We start from the raw sequence: 20,805 nt of genomic DNA on the forward strand, positions 1-20,805 counted from the left end.
TAAACCCTGCCCTGCCTGACGGCCTAGCAACGTTTTATTTGGTGCGGATGAAGAGACTCGAACTCTTACGCCTCGCGGCGCTGGAACCTAAATCCAGTGTGTCTACCAATTCCACCACATCCGCGCTTAAAGCTCTTAAAGCAAAGGCGCCAGACGATTAATCTGGCGCCTTTCAAATATGGGGTGGACGAAGGGGATCGAACCCTCGACAACGGGAGTCACAATCCCGTGCTCTACCAACTGAGCTACGCCCACCATCTAACGCTACTTGTGCCAAAGCTGCCTAATGGCGCACCCGGCAGGACTCGAACCTGCGACCATCCGCTTAGAAGGCGGATGCTCTATCCAGCTGAGCTACGGGCGCCTGATTAATCTGTACTCTTGGAGGATTACAAACTAAGTGTTTCCAGCCTTGCAGCACAACAATTCTGCTCGACCTTCTAACCAGTGCTAGGCTGTGCCCGACAAGTGCGACGAATAGTATAGAGGGTCCCGAAACCCGTCAAATCTTTTTTAAAAAAAACTGATTTTATTTAAGGGGTTAGGGCAATTTGCAGACCAAGCGCCTTTGCCCTCGCGCCCTGGCGTGCGAGAATGCGCGCACTTTTCTTCCCCCTCTCGATGGTTAATCACGCGTAATGACTGCACAACTTATCGACGGCAAATCAATCGCCGCCAGCCTGCGCCAGCAGATCGCCAAACGCGTCACCGAGCGTCGCCAGCAAGGCCTGCGCACGCCTGGCCTCGCGGTGATCCTGGTCGGCAGCGATCCTGCCTCTCAGGTTTATGTCTCGCACAAGCGTAAAGACTGTGAAGAGGTCGGCTTTATCTCCAAAGCCTATGACTTGCCTTCGGAGACCACTCAACAGGCCCTGACCGACCTGATTGACAGCCTCAACGATGACCCGAACATGGACGGCATCCTGCTCCAGTTGCCGCTGCCCGAGCATCTGGACGCCTCCAAACTGCTGGAACGCATCCGCCCGGACAAAGACGTCGATGGCTTCCACCCTTATAACGTCGGCCGCCTGGCCCAGCGCATCCCACTGCTGCGCCCCTGCACGCCCAAAGGCATCATGACTCTGCTGGAAAGCACCGGGGTCGATCTGTATGGGCTCGACGCGGTTGTGGTTGGCGCCTCGAATATCGTCGGCCGCCCGATGGCCATGGAATTGTTGCTGGCCGGCTGCACCGTGACCGTTACCCACCGCTTCACCAAGGACCTCGCCGGCCATGTGGGCCGCGCTGATCTGGTGGTGGTCGCCGCGGGCAAGCCGGGCCTGGTGAAGGGTGAGTGGATCAAGGAAGGCGCAATCGTGATCGACGTCGGCATCAACCGCCAAGATGACGGCAAGCTGGTGGGCGACGTGGTGTACGAGACCGCCCTGCCCCGCGCCGGCTGGATCACCCCGGTTCCCGGCGGGGTAGGCCCGATGACCCGGGCGTGCCTGTTGGAAAACACGCTGTATGCAGCAGAAACCCTGCACAGCTGATAACCAGGCGTACTGAAAAAGCCCTGCCTTATCGCGGGGCTTTTTATTGCCCGAAAAAAACCTGTTTATTCATAGTTTTTAAGTACTTTCGTCCGGTTCTGGAAGAACATTCGACAGTTTCTGATCCATACTCCTAAAATGTAACGCCATTTGTCATCAAACCCGTTCCCAAACGGTACTTCTTACTTTTTAGCGAGTTCATCCGCGTGAAAATTCGTCTTTCCATTGTCAGCCTATTTTTTGCACTGACGGGCACCTTCGCAAACGCCGCCGAAACCACCTTGGCCCCGCGTGACGCCTCCAAACTGCAAATCGCCTCCGGCAGCGCCATGCTCGTGGATCTGCAGACCAACAAGGTCATCTATTCCAGCAACCCCGACGTGGTGGTCCCCATCGCTTCCGTCAGCAAGCTGATGACCGGCCTGATCGTGCTGGAAGCCAAGCAGGACATGGATGAATACATCGACATCAACATCACCGACACACCAGAGATGAAGGGCGTGTTCTCCCGGGTGAAGATCGGTAGCCAAATGCCGCGCAAGGAAATGCTGCTGATCGCGCTGATGTCCTCGGAAAACCGCGCCGCCGCGAGCCTGGCCCACCATTACCCGGGCGGTTACGCGGCATTCATTGCCGCGATGAACGCCAAGGCCAAGGCGCTGGGCATGACCAGTACCCATTACGTGGAACCTACGGGCCTGTCGATCCATAACGTGTCGACCGCCCGCGACCTGAGCAAGCTGCTGGCCTATGCACGCAAGTTTCCGATGTTGAGCCAGCTGAGTACCACCAAGGAAAAAACCGTGGCGTTCCGCAAGCCCAACTACACCCTGGGTTTCTCCAACACCGACCACCTGATCAACCGGGCCAACTGGGACATCAAGCTGACCAAGACCGGTTTTACCAACCAGGCCGGGCATTGCCTGGTGCTGGTGACCAGCATGGGTAACCGCCCGGTGTCGCTGGTGATCCTGGATGCTTTCGGCAAATTCACCCACTTCGCCGATGCCAGTCGTATTCGCAGCTGGGTCGAAACCGGCAAGGGCGGCGCGGTGCCGGATGTGGCGTTGCGCTACAAGGCTGACAAGAACCTGAAGAACCGTGCAGGTGTGACAGAAGTGCGTCGCTAGTCAACTGACAGCACCGATCAAATGTGGGAGGGGGCTTGCCCCCGATAGCGGTGGGTCAGATACATGAATATCTACTGATCCAGCGCATCGGGGGCAAGCCCCCTCCCACATTTATTATTTTCGTTCTGCCAGGACCTTGATAGCCTGGGCCGCCGCCCCTTCCTGCCCGGCCTGGGCCGTAGCGTTCGCCGCCTCGCGCCAACGCTGCGCGTCCACATTCGCCGGCAACTGGCTCGGACGCTGGGTAAGAATCGCCCAATTCCCTGCGCTCTTCCACGCCGACTCAAAGTCGCTGAATCCCATCATCAATCGCCGCTCCCTGCCGGAACGCAACAGCACCGTGCTCTTCTGCTGGTTGAATCCCACCACCACGACATAGCGCGGGTCAGACCAGAAGCTTGAGTTGATCCGCGCCATCACCGGGTAACCCGCCGCCACCTGCGCCAGCACCGCGGTCAACTTGGCATCCAGTGGATACACCATCAGCCCGTACTCGCGCGCCAGCTTTTGCATGTTGCGCTCAAGGTCGGCCTCGGCGCCTGGCAAGTGCAGCGGCTTATCAAGTAGCCCCGGTGTCATGACAATGCCTTGTTGCGACAGCATGCTGGCCAGAGCCGTAGGACCGCTCTGATAAGCCTCGCTGCGAAAGGTCGGTACGCCGTTGAGTTCAACCCGCTCCGGCAAGCCGGGGAGTTTCGAAGGGTGGCTGGAACAGGCTACCAGCCCCAGGGCGCAGGCCAGCAGGATGGATGCTTTAAGGTTCGACCGTAAGCGCAATTTTTTACTCTCTTGATCAACTGCCGGTGAGGGCCCCGATCATAGGACGCTCTTGGGCGGGGGTATAGCCTTCAGCGTAGGTAAAACGCCGGCGATAGAGCAAACGAGTTGGACAGACACGACCATTGGTCAATAGCAGGCAACCCCGGGGTAGCTAGACTGTCCATTGGAAAGACTGTGTATAGACCCCGGATGGGGCGAAGGGAGGCCTGAATGAGCCTTGCAACGACGATTTTCATGCTGATCTGCGGTTGGCTGGCGGTGGCCGCCGCCATGTTGTGGGGGGTCATGCGCGTGACCCGCCGCCATCATCACCCCCACGTCAAACCCACTGCGCCCGCCAAGCCGAGCAAGGCGACGGCGCATCACGCCTAGCCGGGCATGCAGGTAAAATCCTGCGTGGCGGCAACCTCCTTGCCGTGCCCATCCTTGAGCGCTGCGCGCACCGTGGTCCCGAGGCTCGACTCTTCCAAGGTGTAATGCTCACCCGCCTTGAAATGCCTGTACTCAACCCGGCCCTGGCAGTCCTGCTGATTATCGTCGCCGGGCTCTTCTTCAAACAACGTCACGTCCAGGCGATGGTCCCCAGGGCTCACTTCAAAGTAGCGCCCGTCATCCACGCGCTGACCGTCGACGCGCTCGGCCAACAGGTCGTTCGGTGCTTCTTCTTTCAAGCCGATCCAGGCTTCGCTCGGGTCGGCCTGGGGTATCGGGCCGGCACACGCCGACAACACCAAGGCGGCAGCCAGGGCGGGAATCAACAACAGGGTTTTCGGTGACATGGCAGGGCTCCAAAGCACATCAGTAAAAAAGGCGTATCCGATGGCTGACAAGCTTGAAGAGCTGCCGTTTGTAGAACAAATGAATACACATGAAAGGATCTTCAGCCGTTACCTAAATCTTCCTTCACCTGGCTGAAAGGTGCGTGTTAGGTGGGTCGGGCAAGACTGCCGGGGTTTGCAACCCTGCTCTTTCGGAGATCCACGCATGCTCGGGCTGGTAAAGACCGCACTGCACAAGCCGTACACCTTCATCGTGTTGGCCATTTTCATCTGCATCATCGGGCCGATGGCGGCCCTGCGTACGCCCACGGATGTGTTCCCCGATATCGGCATCCCGGTGGTCGCCGTGGTCTGGCAGTACAACGGCCTGTCGCCGGACGCCATGGCCGGGCGGGTGATCTACACCTACGAACGCTCCCTGAGCACCACCGTCAACGACATCGAACATATCGAGTCCCAATCCCTGCCCGGCATGGGCATCGTCAAAATTTTCTTCCAACCCGGCGTGGATATCCGCACCGCCAACGCCCAGGTCACGGCGGTGTCACAGACCGTGCTCAAACAGATGCCACCGGGCATCACACCACCGCTGATCCTCAACTACAGCGCCTCCACCGTACCGATCCTGCAAATGGCGTTCTCCAGCCCGAGCCTTTCGGAAGCCAGGATCCGCGACCTGGTGCAGAACAATATCCGCCTGCCGCTGAGCGCCCTGCCCGGCCTGGCGATGCCCACGCCCATGGGCGGCAAGCAGCGCCAGATCACCCTCGACCTCGACCCCCAGGCCTTGGCCGCCAAAGGTTTGTCGGCCCAGGACGTCGGCAATGCCCTGGCGCTGCAGAACCAGATCATCCCGGTGGGCACCGCCAAGCTCGGCCGCAACGAATACACGATTCTGCTGAACAACAGCCCCAAGGCGATCGATGAGCTCAATGACTTGCCGATCAAGAACGTCGACGGCGCGATCATCACCATCGGCCAGGTCGCTCACGTGCGGGATGGCTCGCCACCGCAGACCAATATCGTGCGCGTCGACGGCCACCGCGCCGTGCTGATGCCGGCGTTGAAGAACGGCAGTATTTCCACTCTGTCGATCATCGACGGCATCCGCCAGATGCTGCCGCGCATCAACGAAACCCTGCCGCCGTCGCTGAAAACCTCACTGCTGGGCGACGCCTCGGTGTTCGTCAAGCAGTCGGTGGGCAGCGTGGCCCAGGAAGGTATCATCGCCGCCCTGCTGACCAGTGCGATGATCCTGCTGTTTCTCGGCAGCTGGCGCTCGACGCTGATCATCGCCGCGTCGATTCCCCTGGCGGTGCTGTCAGCCATCGCGCTGCTGGCGGTCAGCGGGCAAACCCTGAATGTGATGACCCTGGGCGGCCTGGCCCTGGCGGTGGGCATTCTGGTGGACGACGCCACGGTGACCATCGAAAACATCAACTGGCACCTGGAACAAGGCAAGGCGGTGAAGACGGCAATCCTCGACGGCGCCGCGCAAATCGTCGGCCCGGCGTTCGTCTCGCTACTGTGCATCTGCATCGTGTTCGTGCCGATGTTCTTGCTGCAAGGCATCGCCGGGTATCTGTTCCGGCCGATGGCGCTGGCGGTGATTTTTGCCATGGCCAGTTCATTCATTCTCTCGCGCACCCTGGTGCCGACACTGGCGATGTACCTGCTCAAGCCGCACACGCCGGAGCAAGGTGCAGGGCATCATCCGGAAGATGAATTCATCAATCACCATGAAGGTGATCAGCACAAGAAACCGCGCAATCGAGTGCTGCAAGCGGTGCTGAATTTCCAGCAGGGGTTCGAGCGGCATTTCTCGAACATCCGTGACACTTACCACGGCCTGCTGCTGCTCGCGCTGGGCGCGCGAAAGCGCTTTATCGTCGGTTTTCTCGCCTGCGTGCTGGCCTCGTTCGCGTTGCTGCCGAGCCTGGGCGAGGATTTTTTCCCGGCGACCGATGCCGGTGCGCTGGCACTGCATGTGCGCCTGCCGCTGGGTACGCGCATCGAGGAAAGCGCCGCTGCGTTCGACCGCATCGAAGCGCGGATTCGCGAAGTGATCCCGGCCCAAGAGCTGGACACCATCGTCGACAACATCGGCATCCCCCTCAGCGGCATCGACATGGCCTACAGCAGCAGCGGCACCATCGGCCCGCAGGACGGCGATATTCAGGTCACGCTGAAGAAGGGCCACGCGCCCACCGCTGACTACGTAAAAAAACTACGTGAAGCCCTGCCGCAAAGCTTCCCCGGCAGCCACTTTGCGTTTCTGCCGGCGGACATCAGCAGCCAGATCCTCAACTTCGGCGCGCCGGCACCGCTGGACGTGAAAATTTCCGGGCGCAGCGATGCCGAAAACCGCGCCTATGCCGTGGAGCTCGAACGGCGCCTGCAACACGTGGCCGGCATCGCCGACCTGCGTATCCAGCAATCCACCGGTTATCCGTCGCTGCAGGTGAATGTGGACCGCCTGCGCGCCAATGGCCTGGGCATCACCGAGAAAGACGTGACCAACAGCATGGTCGCCTCCCTCGCCGGCAGTTCCCAGGTGGCGCCGACGTTCTGGCTGAACCCGGCCAATGGCGTGTCCTACTCGATCGTCGCCGCAACGCCGCAATACCGCCTCGACAGCCTGCCTGCGCTGGAGGCGCTGCCGGTAACCGGTGCCGACGGCCAGTCACAAATCCTCGGCGGCGTGGCGAGTATCTCGCGGGTACAAAGCCCGGCGGTGGTCACGCACTACAACATCGAGCCCACCCTGGACCTGTATGCCAACGTGCAGGGCCGCGACCTCGGCGGCGTCGCCCGTGATGTGCAAAAAGTGCTGGATGACACCGCGTCCATGCGCCCCAAAGGCGCAACGATCAGCCTGCACGGGCAGATCGATGCGCTGCACGAGGCGTTCAGCGGGTTGAGCTTCGGCCTGCTCGGCGCGGTGGTGCTGATCTACTTGCTGATCGTGGTCAATTTCCAGTCCTGGGCCGACCCTTTCGTGATCATCACCGCGTTGCCCGCTGCACTGGCGGGGATCGTGTGGATGCTGTTCCTCAGCGGCACCTCGTTATCGGTGCCGGCCCTCACCGGCGCGATACTGTGCATGGGCGTGGCCACCGCCAACTCGATCCTGGTGGTGAGCTTCTGCCGCGAACGCCTGGCCGAGCATGGCGATGCCTTGAAAGCCGCCATGGAGGCCGGTTACACGCGCTTTCGCCCGGTGTGCATGACCGCCTTGGCGATGATCATCGGCATGCTGCCCCTGGCGCTCTCCGAGGAGCAGAACGCGCCGCTGGGCCGCGCGGTGATCGGCGGCTTGATCTTCGCCACCATCGCCACCCTGTTGTTTGTTCCCGTGGTTTTCAGCCTGGTCCACGGCCGTCACCCTACTCGCGCAACTGCTGGAGAAATGCCCCATGTCGTCTGATCACAAACCCTCGCGCAAGCGTCTGATGCTCCTGGGTGTCGGCGGCCTGACCCTGGCCGCCCTGTTGGTCGCCAACGGCTTGCACGCCCGTGTGCTGCATGAACAGTCGGTCAGCGCCTGGACTGAAACCGCGGCTATTCCCCAGGTGCTGGTGTTCCAGCCCAAACAGAATGCCGCGGGCGATACCCTGCGCTTACCCGCGCACCTGGAGGCCTGGAGCAAAGCGCCGATCCATGCGCGGGTCAGCGGCTACCTGAAAGACTGGAAGGTCGACATCGGCAGCCAGGTCAAGGCCGGGCAGGTCCTCGCACAAATCGACAGCCCGGACCTGGACCAACAACTGGCGCAAACCCACGCACACCTGGTTCAGGAGCAGGCGAATGCGCGCCTTGCCGCCACCACCGCAACGCGCTGGCAAAACCTGTTGGCCAGCCATTCGGTGTCGCGCCAGGAAGCCGATGAAAAAACCTCGAACGCCGCCGCCGCCAAAGCCAATGCCCAGGCTGCCGCCGCCGACTATGCGCGGCTGTGCGCGCTGGAAAGCTACAAGACGATCCGTGCGCCGTTCGCCGGCACCATCACCGCGCGCAATACCGATATCGGCCAGTTGATCAAGGCCGATACCGACAGTGATCCGGAACTGTTCAGCATCGCCGACACCCACCAACTGCGCCTGTACGTGCCGGTGCCACAGAACTACGCGGCGGTGATCCGTCCTGGTCTGGAAGCCGAGCTGAGCGTGCCCGAACATCCGGGCGAACACTTCAAGGCGCACCTGATCGGCGACTCCACCGCCATCGACCGGCGCTCCGGCACCCTGCTCGCGCAGTTCGTCGCCGACAACCCGAACGGTGAGTTGCTGCCCGGCGATTATGCCGAAGCCACCCTGCCGATTCCGGCGGACACCCACGGCGTGAGCATCCCGGCCAGCGCCTTGATCTTCCGTGCCCAGGGCACCCAGGTCGCGGTGCTGGACCCGCACAACCATGTGCACCTGCAAGACATTCATATCGGCCTGGACCTGGGCGAACGCCTGGTGATCGACCAGGGCCTGAAACCCGCCGACCGCATCATCGACAACCCGCCCGACGCCCTGCGCGAAGGCGACCCGGTACAACTGGCCGACGCCACAGGGGGTGCCCATGCGCCCAAGGCTTAAACCTTTTGCGGCCTGCCTGTTGCTGGCGTTGCAAGGCTGCTCCCTGGCGCCCAGCTACCAGGTGCCGTCGGTTGACCTGCCAGCGGGTTATCGCGAACACACCAGCGCTGGCCCGTGGCACAGCGCGCAGCCGTCCGATCAATTGATGCCGCAGTGGTGGAAACTGTACAACGACCCAACGCTCGATGAGCTGCAACAGCAACTGCTCAAGGCCAACCCGGACCTGGCCGCGGCGCTGGCGCATTTCGACGCGTCCCAGGCGTATGCCAGTCAATTGCATGCCGGGCTTTTCCCACAGATCAGCGCCAGCGCGCAGCCGTTGCGCCAGCGGCAATCGGATTCCAGACCGTTGCGCGGCACGACACAGCCGTCGGTGTACAACAGCGACACCGCCGGGTTTTCGTTGAGTTACGACCTGGACCTGTGGGGCAAAATCCGCAACCAGGTCGCGGCCGGCGATGCCCAGGCCCAAGCGTCCGGCGATGACTTGGCGGCAGCGCGGTTAAGCCTGCAACGCCAGTTGGCGACGCTGTATGTGCAGCTCAACGGGCTGGATGCGCAGAGCCGGATTCTCGCCCACTCGCTGGAGGATTTCAGCCAGGCGCTGCAACTCACCCGCAGCCGTTATGAGGGCCAGATCGCGTCGGAACTGGACCTGACCCGTGCGCAGAGTCAACTGGCCGAGGCCAAGGCGCAGCTGGATGACGTGCGCGGGCAGCGCAACCTGACCGAGCATGCCATCGGCGAACTGGTCGGCGCGGCGGCCAGCGATTTCTCCCTGCCGCCGAGCCCGCAATTGATTGCCTTGCCAGGCATTCCCTCACAGCTGCCGAGCCATCTGCTGCAACGTCGCCCGGATATCGCGGCGGCCGAACGGCGCGTGTTTGCGGCCAATGCCAACATCGGCGTGGCCAAAGCGGCCTGGTATCCGGACTTCAGCCTGACCGGGTTGATCGGCGGCCAGACCCAGGGCGTGGGCAACCTGCTTGCGGCGGGTAATCGCTATTGGGCGCTGGGGCCGTTGATGAACCTGCCGATCTTTGATGGCGGGCGCTTGAGTGCCAACGAACGCCAGGCCAAGGCCGAGTTCGAAGAAGCATCGGCGCAGTACCGCAGCCAGGTGCTGAAGGCCGTGCGCGAGGTCGAAGATAACCTGGCGCAACTGCGGGATTTGCAGCAGGAGGCGCAGGATGAACAAGCGGCGGCGGATGCGGCGCAGCACACACAAGTATTGGCGATGAACAGCTATCAGGCCGGAGCCGTGAGTTATCTGGACGTGGTCACCGCGCAAACGGCGGCGTTGCAGGCACAGAGGACGTTGCAGGCGGTGCAGACGCGGCAGTTGCAGGCGAGTGTGGGCTTGGTTACGGCGCTGGGGGGTGGCTGGAAACCGGGGGGCTGAGGCTGCACGTTCGGCGGCGTTAGTTCCGGCCTCATCGGGAGCAAGCCCCCTCCCACATTGGTTTTGTGCCAGACACAGAATGTATGAACACTGCCGGGCCCATGTGGGAGGGGGCTTGCTCCCGATAGCGCCCTTCCAGACACATCCTGCCAAAAGCCTGCACGACACCTTCATCCCACCCCTTCTAGCCTTTCAGCATCCACTTAGCAGAGAGGCCAAGGAATGCCTGATCTACCCGCTTCACATCGACTGCGCATCGGTCGGTACAGCGAACCGAACCGCATCTACTTGATCACCACCAATACCCATGAGCGCATTCGCCTATTCAACGACTTTCACCTCGGCCGCCTGGTCGTCTGGCAGTTTCGGCTAGCCCAATACCAAGGGCTGGCCAACTCTCTGGCTTGGGTGATCATGCCCGACCATTTCCACTGGATTATCGAGTTGAAAAAAGGCTCGCTGGCAAACCTGATGTGCCAGGTGAAATCCAAAAGTACACGAACCGTCAACGGCGCGACCGGACGCAAAGGCCGCCTCTGGCAGGAAAGCTTCCACGACCGGGCACTGTGCAAAGAAGATGACCTTGTAAAAATAGCCAGGTATGTAGTGGCCAACCCATTGCGAGCGGGTCTGGTCGAGCGAATTGGCGACTACCCATTGTGGGATGCCATCTGGGTCTGAAGCACACCGTTCAAATGTGGGAGGGGGCTTGCTCCCGATGGCGGTGTATCAGCCAAAAACTTATCGACTGACCCACCGCCATCGGGAGCAAGCCCCCTCCCACATTTTTTAACCGCATTTCAGGCCGCAAGCGTGCCACTGGCAATGGCCGCCGAAGCGGCCAGCATGGCGCGCAACAGCACCGCACACCCCGCCGCCAGATCATCCGGCGCGGCGTTCTCGATTTCGTTATGGCTGATGCCGCCTTCACACGGCACGAAGATCATCCCTGCCGGGCCCAGTTCGGCGAGGAAAATCGCGTCGTGCCCGGCCCCGCTGACGATGTCCATGTTCGACAAGCCCAAGCCATTCGCCGCATCGCGCACGGCGTCTACGCAGCCTTTGTCGAAGTACAGCGGCGGGAAGTCGGCGGTGGGTTCCAGCTCGAAACTCAACCCATGTTTGGCGCAGGTCTCATCAATCACCGTGCGCACCTGGGCAATCATCGAATCCAGCCGCGCCGGCTCCAAGTGACGAAAATCCAGGGTCATGCGTACTTCACCGGGAATCACATTGCGCGAACCGGGATACGCCTGCAGGCAACCCACAGTCCCACAGGCATGCGGCTGATGCCCCAGCGCCGCCGCATTCACCGCAGCCACCACCGCTGCCGCGCCGACCAGGGCGTCCTTGCGCAGGTGCATCGGCGTAGGCCCCGCGTGTGCTTCGACGCCACGCAGTTTCAGGTCGAACCATTTCTGCCCGAGCGCGCCGAGCACCACGCCGATGGTCTTTTTCTCATCCTCCAGGATTGGCCCCTGTTCGATATGCGCTTCGAAGTACGCCCCGACCTTGTGCCCGCTGACCGGCCGCGTTCCCGCATAGCCGATCGCACCCAACGCATCGCCCACGCTGACGCCGTCCGTATCGACCTTGGCCAAGGTCTCGGCCAGGGTGAATTTCTCGGCGAACACGCCGGAGCCCATCATGCAGGGTGGAAAGCGCGAGCCTTCTTCGTTGGTCCACACCACCACCTCCAGCGGCGCCTCGGTTTCGAGCTTGAGGTCGTTGAGGGTACGCAAGACTTCCACCCCGGCCAGCACTCCGAAGCAACCGTCGAACTTCCCGCCCGTGGGCTGGGTGTCGATGTGGCTGCCGGTCATCACCGGCGGCAGGTCAGGATTGCGCCCGGGGCGCCGGGCGAAAATATTGCCGATGCCGTCGACGGTCACCGTGCACCCGGCCTGCTCGCACCACTGCACAAACAGGTCGCGGGCCTTGCGGTCGAGGTCGGTGAGGGCCAGCCGGCACACCCCACCTTTTGGGGTGGCGCCGAGTTTGGCCAGGTCCATCAGCGACTGCCACAAGCGGTCGCGGTTGATGTGCTGATGGGACGATTGCAGGACGTCGAGGGCAGCGTTCATGGGGATCTCCTCAGGCTACATTTCTTATGATTGGACCGCATTCCAATGTGGGAGGGGGCTTGACCCCTCCCACATTGACTGTGTTCACAAGGATGATTTGGCTGCGACTGGGGTGATCGCGCGCCTGGCATTGAGCGCGTAATACAACAGCCCGCCCAATGCCGAACCGGTAAACCAGCCGTAGCTGTAGAACCAACTGAATGCATCGCTGCCCAGGGACAGCAAGGTCAGCACTACCGGCACGCCAAAGGCGACGAAGCCGCTCCAGTTCCACGCCGGGTACACGTCGTCGCGGTACAAACCGGCCAGGTCCAGCTGCTGTCTGCGGGTGATGAAGTAGTCCACCACCATGATCCCGGCGATCGGCCCCAACAGGCTGGAGTAGCCGAGCAGCCAGTTGGAATACACCGTTTCCAGGCTGACATCGGACACGATCAGCCCGAGTTTTTTCAGCAGCTCATGGGCCATCAACGCCAGCCCCACCACCCCGGTAAGAATCACCGCCGTGGTGCGGTTGATCAACTTGGGCGCGATGTTCTGGAAGTCGTTGGTCGGCGAGACAATGTTCGCCGCCGTGTTGGTGGACAAGGTGGCGATGATGATCAGCGCCATGGCGATCGCGACCCACACCGGGCTCTGGATATGGCCGATCAGGGTGACCGGGTCGGACACGCTGACCCCCACCAGTTTCACCGAAGCCGCAGTCATGATCACGCCAAGCGCAGCGAACAGGAACATAGTCAGCGGCAGGCCGAAAATCTGCCCGAGAATCTGGTCCTTCTGGCTTTTGGCATAGCGGCTGAAGTCCGGGATATTCAGCGACAAGGTGGCCCAGAACCCGACCATGGCAGTCAGGCCCGCCATGAAATAACCCGTTAGGCTCGCGCCTTCGGGGCGCTTGGGTGGAATCGCCATCAGCTCACTGAGGGACACATTCGGCATTGCCCACACCAGCAAGCCAATGCCCACGGCGACCAGCAACGGCGCCGACAGGGTTTCCAGACGCTTGATCGACTCGGCGCCGCGCAGCACCACCCACAAATTCAGGCACCAGAAAATCATGAAACCGATCACTTCACCGGTGCCGCCAAGGGATTTCCAGCCCTCGAAAATCGAGCCCAGGAACAAGTGAATCGCCAGGCCGCCAAACATCGTCTGGATGCCAAACCAGCCACACGCCACCAGCGCCCGAATCAGGCATGGCACGTTGGAGCCGAGGATGCCGAACGATGAGCGCAACAGCACCGGAAACGGGATGCCGTATTTCGTACCGGGAAACGCATTGAGTGTGAGGGGGATGAGCACCACGATGTTGGCCAGCAAAATCGCCATCAGCGCCTCGCCCACCGACAACCCGAAATACGCGGTGAGCACACCGCCCAGGGTGTAGGTCGGCACACAGATCGACATGCCGACCCACAGCGCAGTGATGTGCCATTTGTTCCAGGTGCGTTCGTGCACCTTGGTCGGTGCCATGTCGTGGTTGTAGCGAGGGCTGTCGAGGACGTCGGGGCCGGCGTCGAGTTCGTACAGGCCGTTACGTTCGATGACTTGCGATCTGTTCTGTTGCATGGCCGCTCCACGGTTTTTTTAAAATTATTCTTGCTCACCTGCACGGTTAAGGCAGGTGGCCGGAGTACCTCGTCGACAACATGACATCTCGGGCCCGGCCAGCCGCCACTGCACTCAATAACCGTGCCGATAACTGCTTCCCGACCCACGCTGCATCTATAACTGGCTGATGTTTATCAGCTTTATCCGGTTGACCGATTGCGTCTTCGGAACTTGCCCTGGGAACTCAGGGTGAATAGCAAGGAAGTTGTCCGAACCTTCAGGACTCAATCTGGTGCAACACAATTATTTTTATTTCCCGGCCCCGTCAAGCGCCATCGTTCAACCGGCTGATTTGCAATAAGAAATGTTGTTCAAATCGACAACCTGTCAAGTGCGTCAAAATGGTGTGAGGCTGCTTCATTTTGGTGAATTTTGATTTTTAATCTTATAAATCAAAAAGTTATAGTAGTTATAAGCTTAATAAAAATATTCTTGCTCAATCGAAAAACTCGGGCTAGTTTCTATTCCTGTCACCGATGACAGGAATCAACCAGTTATCGGCGAGCCGTATTACAACACTTAGAACTGGCACAAGCCGGTCAAGCCTGTGAGGAACTCGACATGTCGCTGTTGATCCGTGGCGCTACCGTTGTTACCCATGATGAAAGTTACCGCGCCGATGTGTTATGCGCAGGCGGTCTGATTCGTGCTATCGGCACGGACCTGGATATTCCCGCCGGCACTGAAACACTCGATGGCAGCGGCCGGTACTTGATGCCCGGTGGCATCGATCCCCATACCCATATGCAACTTCCGTTCATGGGCACCGTGGCCAGTGAAGACTTTTTCAGTGGCACGGCGGCGGGGCTGGCCGGTGGCACCACGTCGATCATCGACTTCGTGATCCCCAACCCGCAGCAGTCGTTGATGGAGGCGTTCCACCAGTGGCGCGGCTGGGCCGAAAAGTCGGCGTCCGACTACGGCTTTCATGTGGCGATCACCTGGTGGAGCGAACAGGTCCGCGAGGAAATGGCCGAGCTGGTCAGCCATCACGGCATCAACAGCTTCAAGCATTTCATGGCCTACAAGAACGCGATCATGGCGGCCGACGACACCCTGGTGGCCAGTTTCGAACGTTGCCTGGAACTGGGCGCGGTGCCCACGGTGCATGCGGAAAACGGCGAGCTGGTCTATCACCTGCAACGCAAGCTGATGGCCCAGGGCATCACCGGGCCGGAAGCGCATCCGCTGTCGCGCCCTTCCCAGGTGGAAGGCGAAGCCGCCAGCCGTGCAATTCGTATCGCCGAGACCATCGGCACGCCGTTGTACCTGGTGCACGTTTCCACCCAGGAGGCGCTGGACGAAATCACCTATGCCCGGGGCAAGGGCCAGGCGGTCTACGGGGAAGTGCTCGCCGGCCACCTGCTGCTGGACGACAGCGTCTATCAACACCCCGACTGGCAGACCGCCGCCGGCTACGTGATGAGCCCACCGTTCCGCCCGCGCGGGCACCAGGAAGCGCTGTGGCACGGTTTGCAATCGGGCAACCTGCACACCACCGCCACCGACCACTGCTGCTTCTGCGCCGAGCAAAAGGCCGCCGGGCGTGACGACTTCAGCAAAATCCCCAACGGCACCGCCGGTATCGAAGACCGCATGGCGCTGCTGTGGCATGAGGGTGTCAATACCGGGCGCCTGTCGATGCAGGCCTTCGTCGCGCTGACCTCCACCAACACCGCGAAGATCTTCAACCTCTACCCGCGCAAAGGCGCGATTCGCGTCGGCGCCGATGCCGACCTGGTGCTGTGGGATCCCGAGGGCACACGCACCATTTCCGCCAAAACCCATCATCAGCAAGTCGATTTCAACATCTTCGAAGGCAAGACCGTACGCGGCGTGCCGAGCCACACCATCAGCCAGGGCAAGCTGGTCTGGGCCGATGGCGACCTGCGCGCCGAGCGTGGGGCCGGGCGATATGTGGAACGGCCGGCGTATCCGGCGGTGTTCGAACAGTTGCGCAAGCGGGCGGAGCATTCCAGGCCCACTGCGGTGAAACGCTGAACATACAGCGCACATGATCATTCCCACGCTCTGCGTGGGAATGCAGCCAGGGACGCTCCGCGTTCCAAGAGCGGACGCAGAGCGTCCAGTGAGACATTCCCACGCAGAGCATGGGAACGATCGCCCATCAGAGGCAGCACCTCAATAACCGTGAGGCCACCACCGTGATCCAGACCCTGACCCACCTCCCCCATCCCCATGACGACGGGCCCACCCTCGCCAGCCACTTCACCGACCTGGCTCCGCCCCTCAATGCCCGCCAGGCCCAGCTGGAAGCTTCGCGCTGCCTGTATTGCTACGACGCCCCCTGCGTGAACGCGTGCCCCAGCGAAATCGACATCCCCTCGTTCATCCGCAATATCCACACCGACAACGTCCAGGGCGCAGCGCAGAAAATCCTCTCGGCCAACATCCTCGGCGGCAGTTGCGCTCGAGTCTGTCCCACGGAAATCCTGTGCCAGCAAGCGTGCGTACGTAACAACGCCGACGAATGCGCCCCAGTGCTGATCGGCCTGTTGCAACGCTATGCCATCGACAACGCGCACTTCAGCCAGCACCCGTTCCAGCGTGCCGCGCCCACCGGCAAGCGCATCGCGGTGGTCGGTGCCGGGCCGGCGGGCCTGGCCTGCGCCCACCGTGCGGCCCTGCACGGGCATGACGTGGTGGTCTTCGAAGCCCGGGAAAAAGCCGGCGGCTTGAATGAATACGGAATCGCCAAGTACAAACTGGTGGACGACTTCGCCCAGAAGGAACTGGATTTCCTCCTGCAAATCGGCGGCATCGAGATCCGTCACGGCCAGCGCCTGGGCGACAACCTCACCCTGAGCGAGTTGCACGCGCAATTTGACGCGGTGTTTCTCGGCCTCGGCCTGGCGGCCAGCAAACGCCTCGGCCTGCCCGACGAAGACGCCCCCGGCCTGCTCGCCGCCACCGACTACATCCGCGAACTGCGCCAGGCCGATGACCTCACCCAGCTGCCGCTGGCCGACCGCTGCATCGTGCTCGGCGCCGGCAACACCGCTATCGACATGGCCGTGCAAATGGCGCGCCTCGGTGCGCGTGATGTGAACCTGGTGTACCGCCGTGGCCTGGATGACATGGGCGCGACCCACCATGAGCAAGACATCGCCAAGGCCAACCAGGTTCGCCTGCTGACCTGGGCCCAGCCGGAACAGGTGCTGCTCGATGACCAGGGGCATGTACGCGGTATGCGCTTCGCTCGCACGCGCATGGAGAACGGTCGCCTGCACCCCACCGGAGAAACCTTCGAATTGGCCGCAGACGCCATCTTCAAGGCCATTGGTCAGGGTTTTGACAACGACGCGCTGCACGACCCGCTGGCCCAGCAGTTGCACCGCGTGGGCGAACGCATCTTCGTCGACGAGCACCTGCGCACCAGTATTCCCGGGGTGTATGCCGGCGGCGACTGCGTCAGCCTCGGCCAGGACCTCACCGTGCAGGCGGTGCAACACGGCAAGCTGGCCGCCGAGGCCATGCACGCTCAACTCATGCTCAACGTGGAGGCCGCGTAATGGCTGATCTGTCGATTGTGTTCGCCGGCATCAAAGCGCCCAACCCGTTCTGGCTGGCCTCCGCACCGCCCACCGACAAGGCCTACAACGTGGTGCGCGCGTTCGAGGCCGGATGGGGCGGCGTGGTGTGGAAAACCCTGGGGGAAGACCCGGCGGCGGTCAACGTGTCGTCGCGCTACTCGGCGCACTACGGGGCGAATCGCGAAGTGCTGGGCATCAATAATATCGAGCTGATCACCGACCGCTCCCTGGAGATCAACCTGCGCGAAATCACCCAGGTGAAAAAGGACTGGCCGGACCGCGCATTGATTGTGTCGCTGATGGTGCCCTGTGTTGAAGAATCCTGGAAAAATATCCTGCCGCGGGTGGAAGCCACCGGCTGCGACGGTATCGAGCTGAATTTCGGCTGCCCCCACGGCATGCCCGAACGCGGCATGGGCGCGGCGGTCGGCCAGGTGCCTGAGTACGTGGAGCAGGTGACGCGCTGGTGCAAGACGTACTGCTCGCTGCCGGTGATCGTCAAGCTCACGCCCAACATCACCGATATCCGCGTGGCCGCGCGGGCGGCCTATCGCGGCGGCGCGGATGCGGTGTCGTTGATCAACACCATCAACTCCATCACCAGCGTCGACCTGGAACGCATGGTCGCCCTGCCCATGGTCGGCAGCCAGAGTACCCATGGCGGCTACTGCGGCTCGGCGGTGAAACCGATTGCCCTGAACATGGTCGCCGAAATCGCCCGCGACCCGCAGACCCAGGGCTTGCCGATCTGCGGTATCGGCGGCATCGGCAACTGGCGTGACGCCGCTGAATTCGTCGCCCTGGGCTGCGGCGCGGTGCAGGTGTGCACGGCGGCGATGCTGCATGGGTTCCGCATCGTCGAAGAGATGAAGGACGGGCTGTCGCGCTGGATGGACACTCAGGGCTACCAGAGCTTGCAGGAATTTTCCGGGCGTGCGGTGGGCAACACCACGGATTGGAAGTACCTGGACATCAACTACCAGGTGATCGCCAAGATCGACCAGGCGGCGTGTATCGGCTGTGGGCGTTGCCATATCGCCTGTGAGGACACCTCACACCAGGCCATCGCCAGCTTGAAGCAGGCGGATGGTACGCATAAATATGAGGTGATCGATGACGAGTGCGTGGGCTGCAATTTGTGCCAGATTACTTGTCCGGTGGCCGATTGTATCGAGATGGTGCCGGTCGACACGGGCAAGCCGTTTTTGAATTGGACTCAGGATCCGAGGAATCCCTACAGGGAGGCTGTGTAGGCCTTCAGACCGCTATCGGGGGCAAGCCCCCTCCCACATTTGATCGGGTTCACACAGCCAAGTGTGGGAGGGGGCTTGCTCCCGATGGGGCCCTCAACCTCACCACACTATTCAAGGCTCCAACCCAATCCCGCGCAATATCACCCCGGTCACCGTCTGTATCGCCCGCTCAAACTGCATATCTGACAACGGCTGATGATCATTCAAAATGTTCACCTGATGATCGAAGTCGGCATAGTGCTGGGTCGATGCCCAGATCATGTACAGCAGGCTCGACGGCTCCACCGGCAGGATGCGTTTGTCTTCCACCCAATGGCGAATTTTCGCTTCCTTCATCTTGGCCCAGTCGTACAGGCTTTCATCCAGCGCCTCACCCAGGGTGGGCGCACCGTGGATGATTTCATTGGCCCAGACTTTCGAACCATACGGCCGTGTGCGCGAGCGCTGCATCTTGGCGCGAATGTAGCTGCTGAGCACCACCCGTGGGTCATCGAAAGTTTCGAAGCTCAGGGCGTCCTGTTTCCACAGGTCCAGCAGGTCGAACAGCACCGCGCTGTACAGATCGCTCTTGGTGGTGAAGTAGTAATGCAGGTTCGAGCGCGGTAGTTGCGCCTCTTTGGCGATATCGGCCATGGCGGTGCTGCCATAGCCTTTTTCAGCGAAGACTTTCTCTGCGGCCAGCAGGATTTTCTCGACGTTGATCCGCCGAATTCCGATCTTGTGATTGCCCATAAGGTCTCCCTGACAACAACACGACCTAGAGACTACCATCCGCTCTAGATCGGGGCGACACGCCGAACCGAAACTTCGTACACTGCTCGCTTCCATCCTCTGATTGGTATTGAACAATGTTGATCAAGAAGTCCCTGACCATCGTCGCCCTGCTCGCCTCCCTGCTGGGCGCGTCTGCAGCCTTTGCCCACGCGCACCTGAAAGGCGCCACGCCAGCGGCAGACAGCAATGTTGCCGCACCGACAGACCTGCGCCTGACCTTCAGCGAAGGCGTCGAAGCGACGTTCACCAAGGTGTCCCTGAGCAAGGACGGCACGGAAATCGCGATCAAGGGCCTTGAAACCCCGGACACCGACAAAAAAACCCTGGTGGTCACCCCTGCCGCTCCGCTGGCGGCCGGTACTTACAAGGTCGAGTGGCACGCCGTGTCCGTCGACACCCACAAGAGCGAAGGCACTTACAGCTTCAAGGTTGGCCAATAATCCATGGCGACCCTGCTGGTGCTGTGCCGTTTTGTGCATTTCATCGTGGTGCTGCTGATGTTCGGGGCCTGTGTGTTCAGGCCTCTGTTGCTCGGCGCGGCTGCGCAACCGGCACTCGACCGGCGCCTGCTGCGCTTCACCCGAGGCCTGGCCTGGCTGGGGCTGGGCTCCGGGGTCGCGTGGCTGCTGCTGATCACCGCGAGCATGGCCGGCGGGTGGGACGCCGCACTACGACCGGCCACGGTGATGTTGGTGCTGAGCAACACCTTCTTTGGGCAGGTGTGGGTTTGGCACGTGCTGCTCAACCTGCTGCTGGTGATCGTATTGATCAAGCCGTGGCCGGCTCTGCGCCTGCCGCTGATTGCGCTGGTGCTGGCGACCCTGGCTCCGGTGGGCCACGGCGCCATGCTCGATGGCCTCAGCGGGCGACTGCTGATCCTCAACCAAGTGGTGCACTTGGCGTGCGTCGGTGCCTGGCTGGGCGGCTTGCTGCTGCTGGTGTTGATCCTCAGACAGCCACAGCCGCTGACCCTGCAGCCGATCCTGCGGCGCTTCAGTGGCGTGGGTTATGGCCTGGTTGCCGGCCTGCTGGTGACCGGTTTGGTCAACGTGCGCGTGCTCACCGGGCAACTGTGGCCTACCCCGCCGTTTGAAGGGTTTGCCTTGATTCTGCTGATCAAGGTGCTGCTGGTAGCGGGCATGTTGGTGCTGGCCTTGCTGAACCGATTGCGCCTGGAACAGTGTGGACAGCGAGTGGGCAGCTTGAAGGCCAGTGTCCTGCTGGAATGGCTATTGGGTATTGCAGCAGTGGCAGCGGTTTCCCTGCTGGGCACCCTGCCGCCAATGGTCATGGCCGGCTGAAACCCCGCCATTCTTATGATTGGTCACCAATCAAATGTGGGAGGGGGCTTGCTCC

The 20,805-nt window shown here is 61.5% G+C and carries 17 protein-coding genes and 3 tRNA genes; 12 read left to right on the forward strand and 8 right to left on the reverse strand.

What is annotated here, in order from left to right; translation table 11 throughout:
* Nucleotides 1–39: 39 nt before the first annotated feature.
* From C4J84_RS15625 to C4J84_RS15635, 3 genes are all read right to left on the reverse strand, one after another.
* Nucleotides 40–124, reverse strand: a tRNA-Leu gene (locus C4J84_RS15625).
* A gap of 55 nt (nucleotides 125–179) precedes the next feature.
* A tRNA-His gene (locus C4J84_RS15630) sits at nucleotides 180–255 on the reverse strand.
* Between the two features lie 32 nt (nucleotides 256–287).
* Nucleotides 288–364: transfer RNA gene (locus C4J84_RS15635), tRNA-Arg, on the reverse strand.
* 274 nt (nucleotides 365–638) lie between these two features.
* Here C4J84_RS15635 and folD point away from each other — a divergent pair.
* Together folD and pbpG are read left to right on the forward strand one after the other, a co-directional pair.
* Complete coding sequence (folD, locus tag C4J84_RS15640; protein WP_124371143.1) at nucleotides 639–1,493, forward strand: bifunctional methylenetetrahydrofolate dehydrogenase/methenyltetrahydrofolate cyclohydrolase FolD; 855 nt, start codon at nucleotides 639–641, stop codon at nucleotides 1,491–1,493.
* Between the two features lie 206 nt (nucleotides 1,494–1,699).
* Nucleotides 1,700–2,623, forward strand: a complete 924-nt coding sequence (gene pbpG, locus C4J84_RS15645) for a D-alanyl-D-alanine endopeptidase (RefSeq protein ID WP_124363392.1) — start codon at nucleotides 1,700–1,702, stop codon at nucleotides 2,621–2,623.
* 114 nt (nucleotides 2,624–2,737) lie between these two features.
* Here the strand turns inward: pbpG and C4J84_RS15650 are convergent, their stop codons facing one another.
* Nucleotides 2,738–3,400: a peptidase C39 family protein gene (locus tag C4J84_RS15650; protein ID WP_124371144.1), complete on the reverse strand. Its 663-nt coding sequence runs from the start codon at nucleotides 3,398–3,400 to the stop codon at nucleotides 2,738–2,740.
* 213 nt (nucleotides 3,401–3,613) lie between these two features.
* Between C4J84_RS15650 and C4J84_RS26290 the strand changes: the two genes are divergently transcribed.
* On the forward strand, nucleotides 3,614–3,775 hold the full coding sequence (locus C4J84_RS26290) for a hypothetical protein (RefSeq protein WP_164485263.1): 162 nt from the start codon (nucleotides 3,614–3,616) through the stop codon (nucleotides 3,773–3,775).
* Here C4J84_RS26290 and C4J84_RS15655 read toward each other — a convergent pair.
* Nucleotides 3,772–4,182, reverse strand: a complete 411-nt coding sequence (locus tag C4J84_RS15655; protein ID WP_124371145.1) for a hypothetical protein — start codon at nucleotides 4,180–4,182, stop codon at nucleotides 3,772–3,774. The genes C4J84_RS26290 and C4J84_RS15655 overlap by 4 nt on opposite strands.
* Nucleotides 4,183–4,387: 205 nt before the next feature.
* On the opposite strand from C4J84_RS15655, the gene C4J84_RS15660 reads away from it, so the two are divergent.
* From C4J84_RS15660 to C4J84_RS15675, 4 genes are all read left to right on the forward strand, one after another.
* A complete protein-coding gene (locus C4J84_RS15660) occupies nucleotides 4,388–7,609 on the forward strand; it encodes an efflux RND transporter permease subunit (RefSeq protein WP_124435686.1) in 3,222 nt (1,073 codons plus the stop codon).
* Nucleotides 7,599–8,768, forward strand: a complete 1,170-nt coding sequence (locus C4J84_RS15665; protein ID WP_124435687.1) for an efflux RND transporter periplasmic adaptor subunit — start codon at nucleotides 7,599–7,601, stop codon at nucleotides 8,766–8,768. The genes C4J84_RS15660 and C4J84_RS15665 overlap by 11 nt, the downstream gene beginning before the upstream one ends.
* The gene (locus C4J84_RS15670) at nucleotides 8,752–10,170 is read left to right on the forward strand and encodes an efflux transporter outer membrane subunit (protein ID WP_124435688.1); all 1,419 of its coding nucleotides are present in this window, start codon (nucleotides 8,752–8,754) and stop codon (nucleotides 10,168–10,170) included. The genes C4J84_RS15665 and C4J84_RS15670 overlap by 17 nt, the downstream gene beginning before the upstream one ends.
* A gap of 222 nt (nucleotides 10,171–10,392) precedes the next feature.
* Complete coding sequence (locus C4J84_RS15675) at nucleotides 10,393–10,851, forward strand: transposase (protein WP_124435689.1); 459 nt, start codon at nucleotides 10,393–10,395, stop codon at nucleotides 10,849–10,851.
* 119 nt (nucleotides 10,852–10,970) lie between these two features.
* Here the strand turns inward: C4J84_RS15675 and C4J84_RS15680 are convergent, their stop codons facing one another.
* A complete protein-coding gene (locus C4J84_RS15680; protein WP_124435690.1) occupies nucleotides 10,971–12,254 on the reverse strand; it encodes a Zn-dependent hydrolase in 1,284 nt (427 codons plus the stop codon).
* Between the two features lie 84 nt (nucleotides 12,255–12,338).
* Nucleotides 12,339–13,826, reverse strand: coding sequence for an NCS1 family nucleobase:cation symporter-1 (locus C4J84_RS15685; protein WP_124435691.1), 1,488 nt, complete (start codon nucleotides 13,824–13,826; stop codon nucleotides 12,339–12,341).
* A 603-nt stretch (nucleotides 13,827–14,429) separates the two neighbouring features.
* Between C4J84_RS15685 and hydA the strand changes: the two genes are divergently transcribed.
* The 3 genes from hydA to preA all read left to right on the forward strand — a co-directional run bounded on the left by hydA (nucleotide 14,430) and on the right by preA (nucleotide 18,675).
* The gene (hydA, locus tag C4J84_RS15690; protein ID WP_124435692.1) at nucleotides 14,430–15,869 is read left to right on the forward strand and encodes a dihydropyrimidinase; all 1,440 of its coding nucleotides are present in this window, start codon (nucleotides 14,430–14,432) and stop codon (nucleotides 15,867–15,869) included.
* Nucleotides 15,870–16,033: 164 nt separating this feature from the next.
* Nucleotides 16,034–17,401 (forward strand): NAD(P)-dependent oxidoreductase, encoded by a 1,368-nt coding sequence (locus C4J84_RS15695; RefSeq protein ID WP_124435693.1) that lies wholly within the window; start codon nucleotides 16,034–16,036, stop codon nucleotides 17,399–17,401.
* Entirely contained in the window at nucleotides 17,401–18,675 is a 1,275-nt protein-coding gene (preA, locus tag C4J84_RS15700) for an NAD-dependent dihydropyrimidine dehydrogenase subunit PreA (RefSeq protein ID WP_124435694.1), read from the forward strand. Before C4J84_RS15695 ends, preA begins: the two co-directional genes overlap by 1 nt.
* A 111-nt stretch (nucleotides 18,676–18,786) precedes the next feature.
* Here preA and C4J84_RS15705 read toward each other — a convergent pair whose 3' ends face one another.
* Complete coding sequence (locus C4J84_RS15705; RefSeq protein WP_124367514.1) at nucleotides 18,787–19,407, reverse strand: TetR/AcrR family transcriptional regulator; 621 nt, start codon at nucleotides 19,405–19,407, stop codon at nucleotides 18,787–18,789.
* A 116-nt stretch (nucleotides 19,408–19,523) separates the two neighbouring features.
* Here C4J84_RS15705 and copC point away from each other — a divergent pair, with 116 nt between their 5' ends.
* Both copC and copD read left to right on the forward strand, forming a co-directional pair.
* Nucleotides 19,524–19,889 (forward strand): copper homeostasis periplasmic binding protein CopC, encoded by a 366-nt coding sequence (gene copC / locus C4J84_RS15710; RefSeq protein WP_124429965.1) that lies wholly within the window; start codon nucleotides 19,524–19,526, stop codon nucleotides 19,887–19,889.
* 3 nt (nucleotides 19,890–19,892) lie between these two features.
* The gene (gene copD / locus C4J84_RS15715) at nucleotides 19,893–20,750 is read left to right on the forward strand and encodes a copper homeostasis membrane protein CopD (RefSeq protein ID WP_124435695.1); all 858 of its coding nucleotides are present in this window, start codon (nucleotides 19,893–19,895) and stop codon (nucleotides 20,748–20,750) included.
* The last annotated feature ends 55 nt before the right edge of the window (nucleotides 20,751–20,805 follow it).

Origin of the sequence: Pseudomonas sp. R11-23-07 (assembly GCF_003852295.1) — a bacterium.
GTDB lineage: Bacteria > Pseudomonadota > Gammaproteobacteria > Pseudomonadales > Pseudomonadaceae > Aquipseudomonas.

Coding starts and splice junctions, on each gene's coding strand:
- C4J84_RS15675 (WP_124435689.1), top strand. CDS start 10,393: ATGCCTGATCTACCCGCTTCACATCGACTGCGCATCGGTCGGTACAGC.
- C4J84_RS15660 (WP_124435686.1), top strand. CDS start 4,388: ATGCTCGGGCTGGTAAAGACCGCACTGCACAAGCCGTACACCTTCATC.
- preA (WP_124435694.1), top strand. CDS start 17,401: ATGGCTGATCTGTCGATTGTGTTCGCCGGCATCAAAGCGCCCAACCCG.
- hydA (WP_124435692.1), top strand. CDS start 14,430: ATGTCGCTGTTGATCCGTGGCGCTACCGTTGTTACCCATGATGAAAGT.
- C4J84_RS15655 (WP_124371145.1), bottom strand. CDS start 4,182: ATGTCACCGAAAACCCTGTTGTTGATTCCCGCCCTGGCTGCCGCCTTG.
- C4J84_RS15670 (WP_124435688.1), top strand. CDS start 8,752: ATGCGCCCAAGGCTTAAACCTTTTGCGGCCTGCCTGTTGCTGGCGTTG.
- copD (WP_124435695.1), top strand. CDS start 19,893: ATGGCGACCCTGCTGGTGCTGTGCCGTTTTGTGCATTTCATCGTGGTG.
- C4J84_RS26290 (WP_164485263.1), top strand. CDS start 3,614: ATGAGCCTTGCAACGACGATTTTCATGCTGATCTGCGGTTGGCTGGCG.
- C4J84_RS15685 (WP_124435691.1), bottom strand. CDS start 13,826: ATGCAACAGAACAGATCGCAAGTCATCGAACGTAACGGCCTGTACGAA.
- copC (WP_124429965.1), top strand. CDS start 19,524: ATGTTGATCAAGAAGTCCCTGACCATCGTCGCCCTGCTCGCCTCCCTG.
- folD (WP_124371143.1), top strand. CDS start 639: ATGACTGCACAACTTATCGACGGCAAATCAATCGCCGCCAGCCTGCGC.
- C4J84_RS15680 (WP_124435690.1), bottom strand. CDS start 12,254: ATGAACGCTGCCCTCGACGTCCTGCAATCGTCCCATCAGCACATCAAC.
- C4J84_RS15665 (WP_124435687.1), top strand. CDS start 7,599: ATGTCGTCTGATCACAAACCCTCGCGCAAGCGTCTGATGCTCCTGGGT.
- C4J84_RS15705 (WP_124367514.1), bottom strand. CDS start 19,407: ATGGGCAATCACAAGATCGGAATTCGGCGGATCAACGTCGAGAAAATC.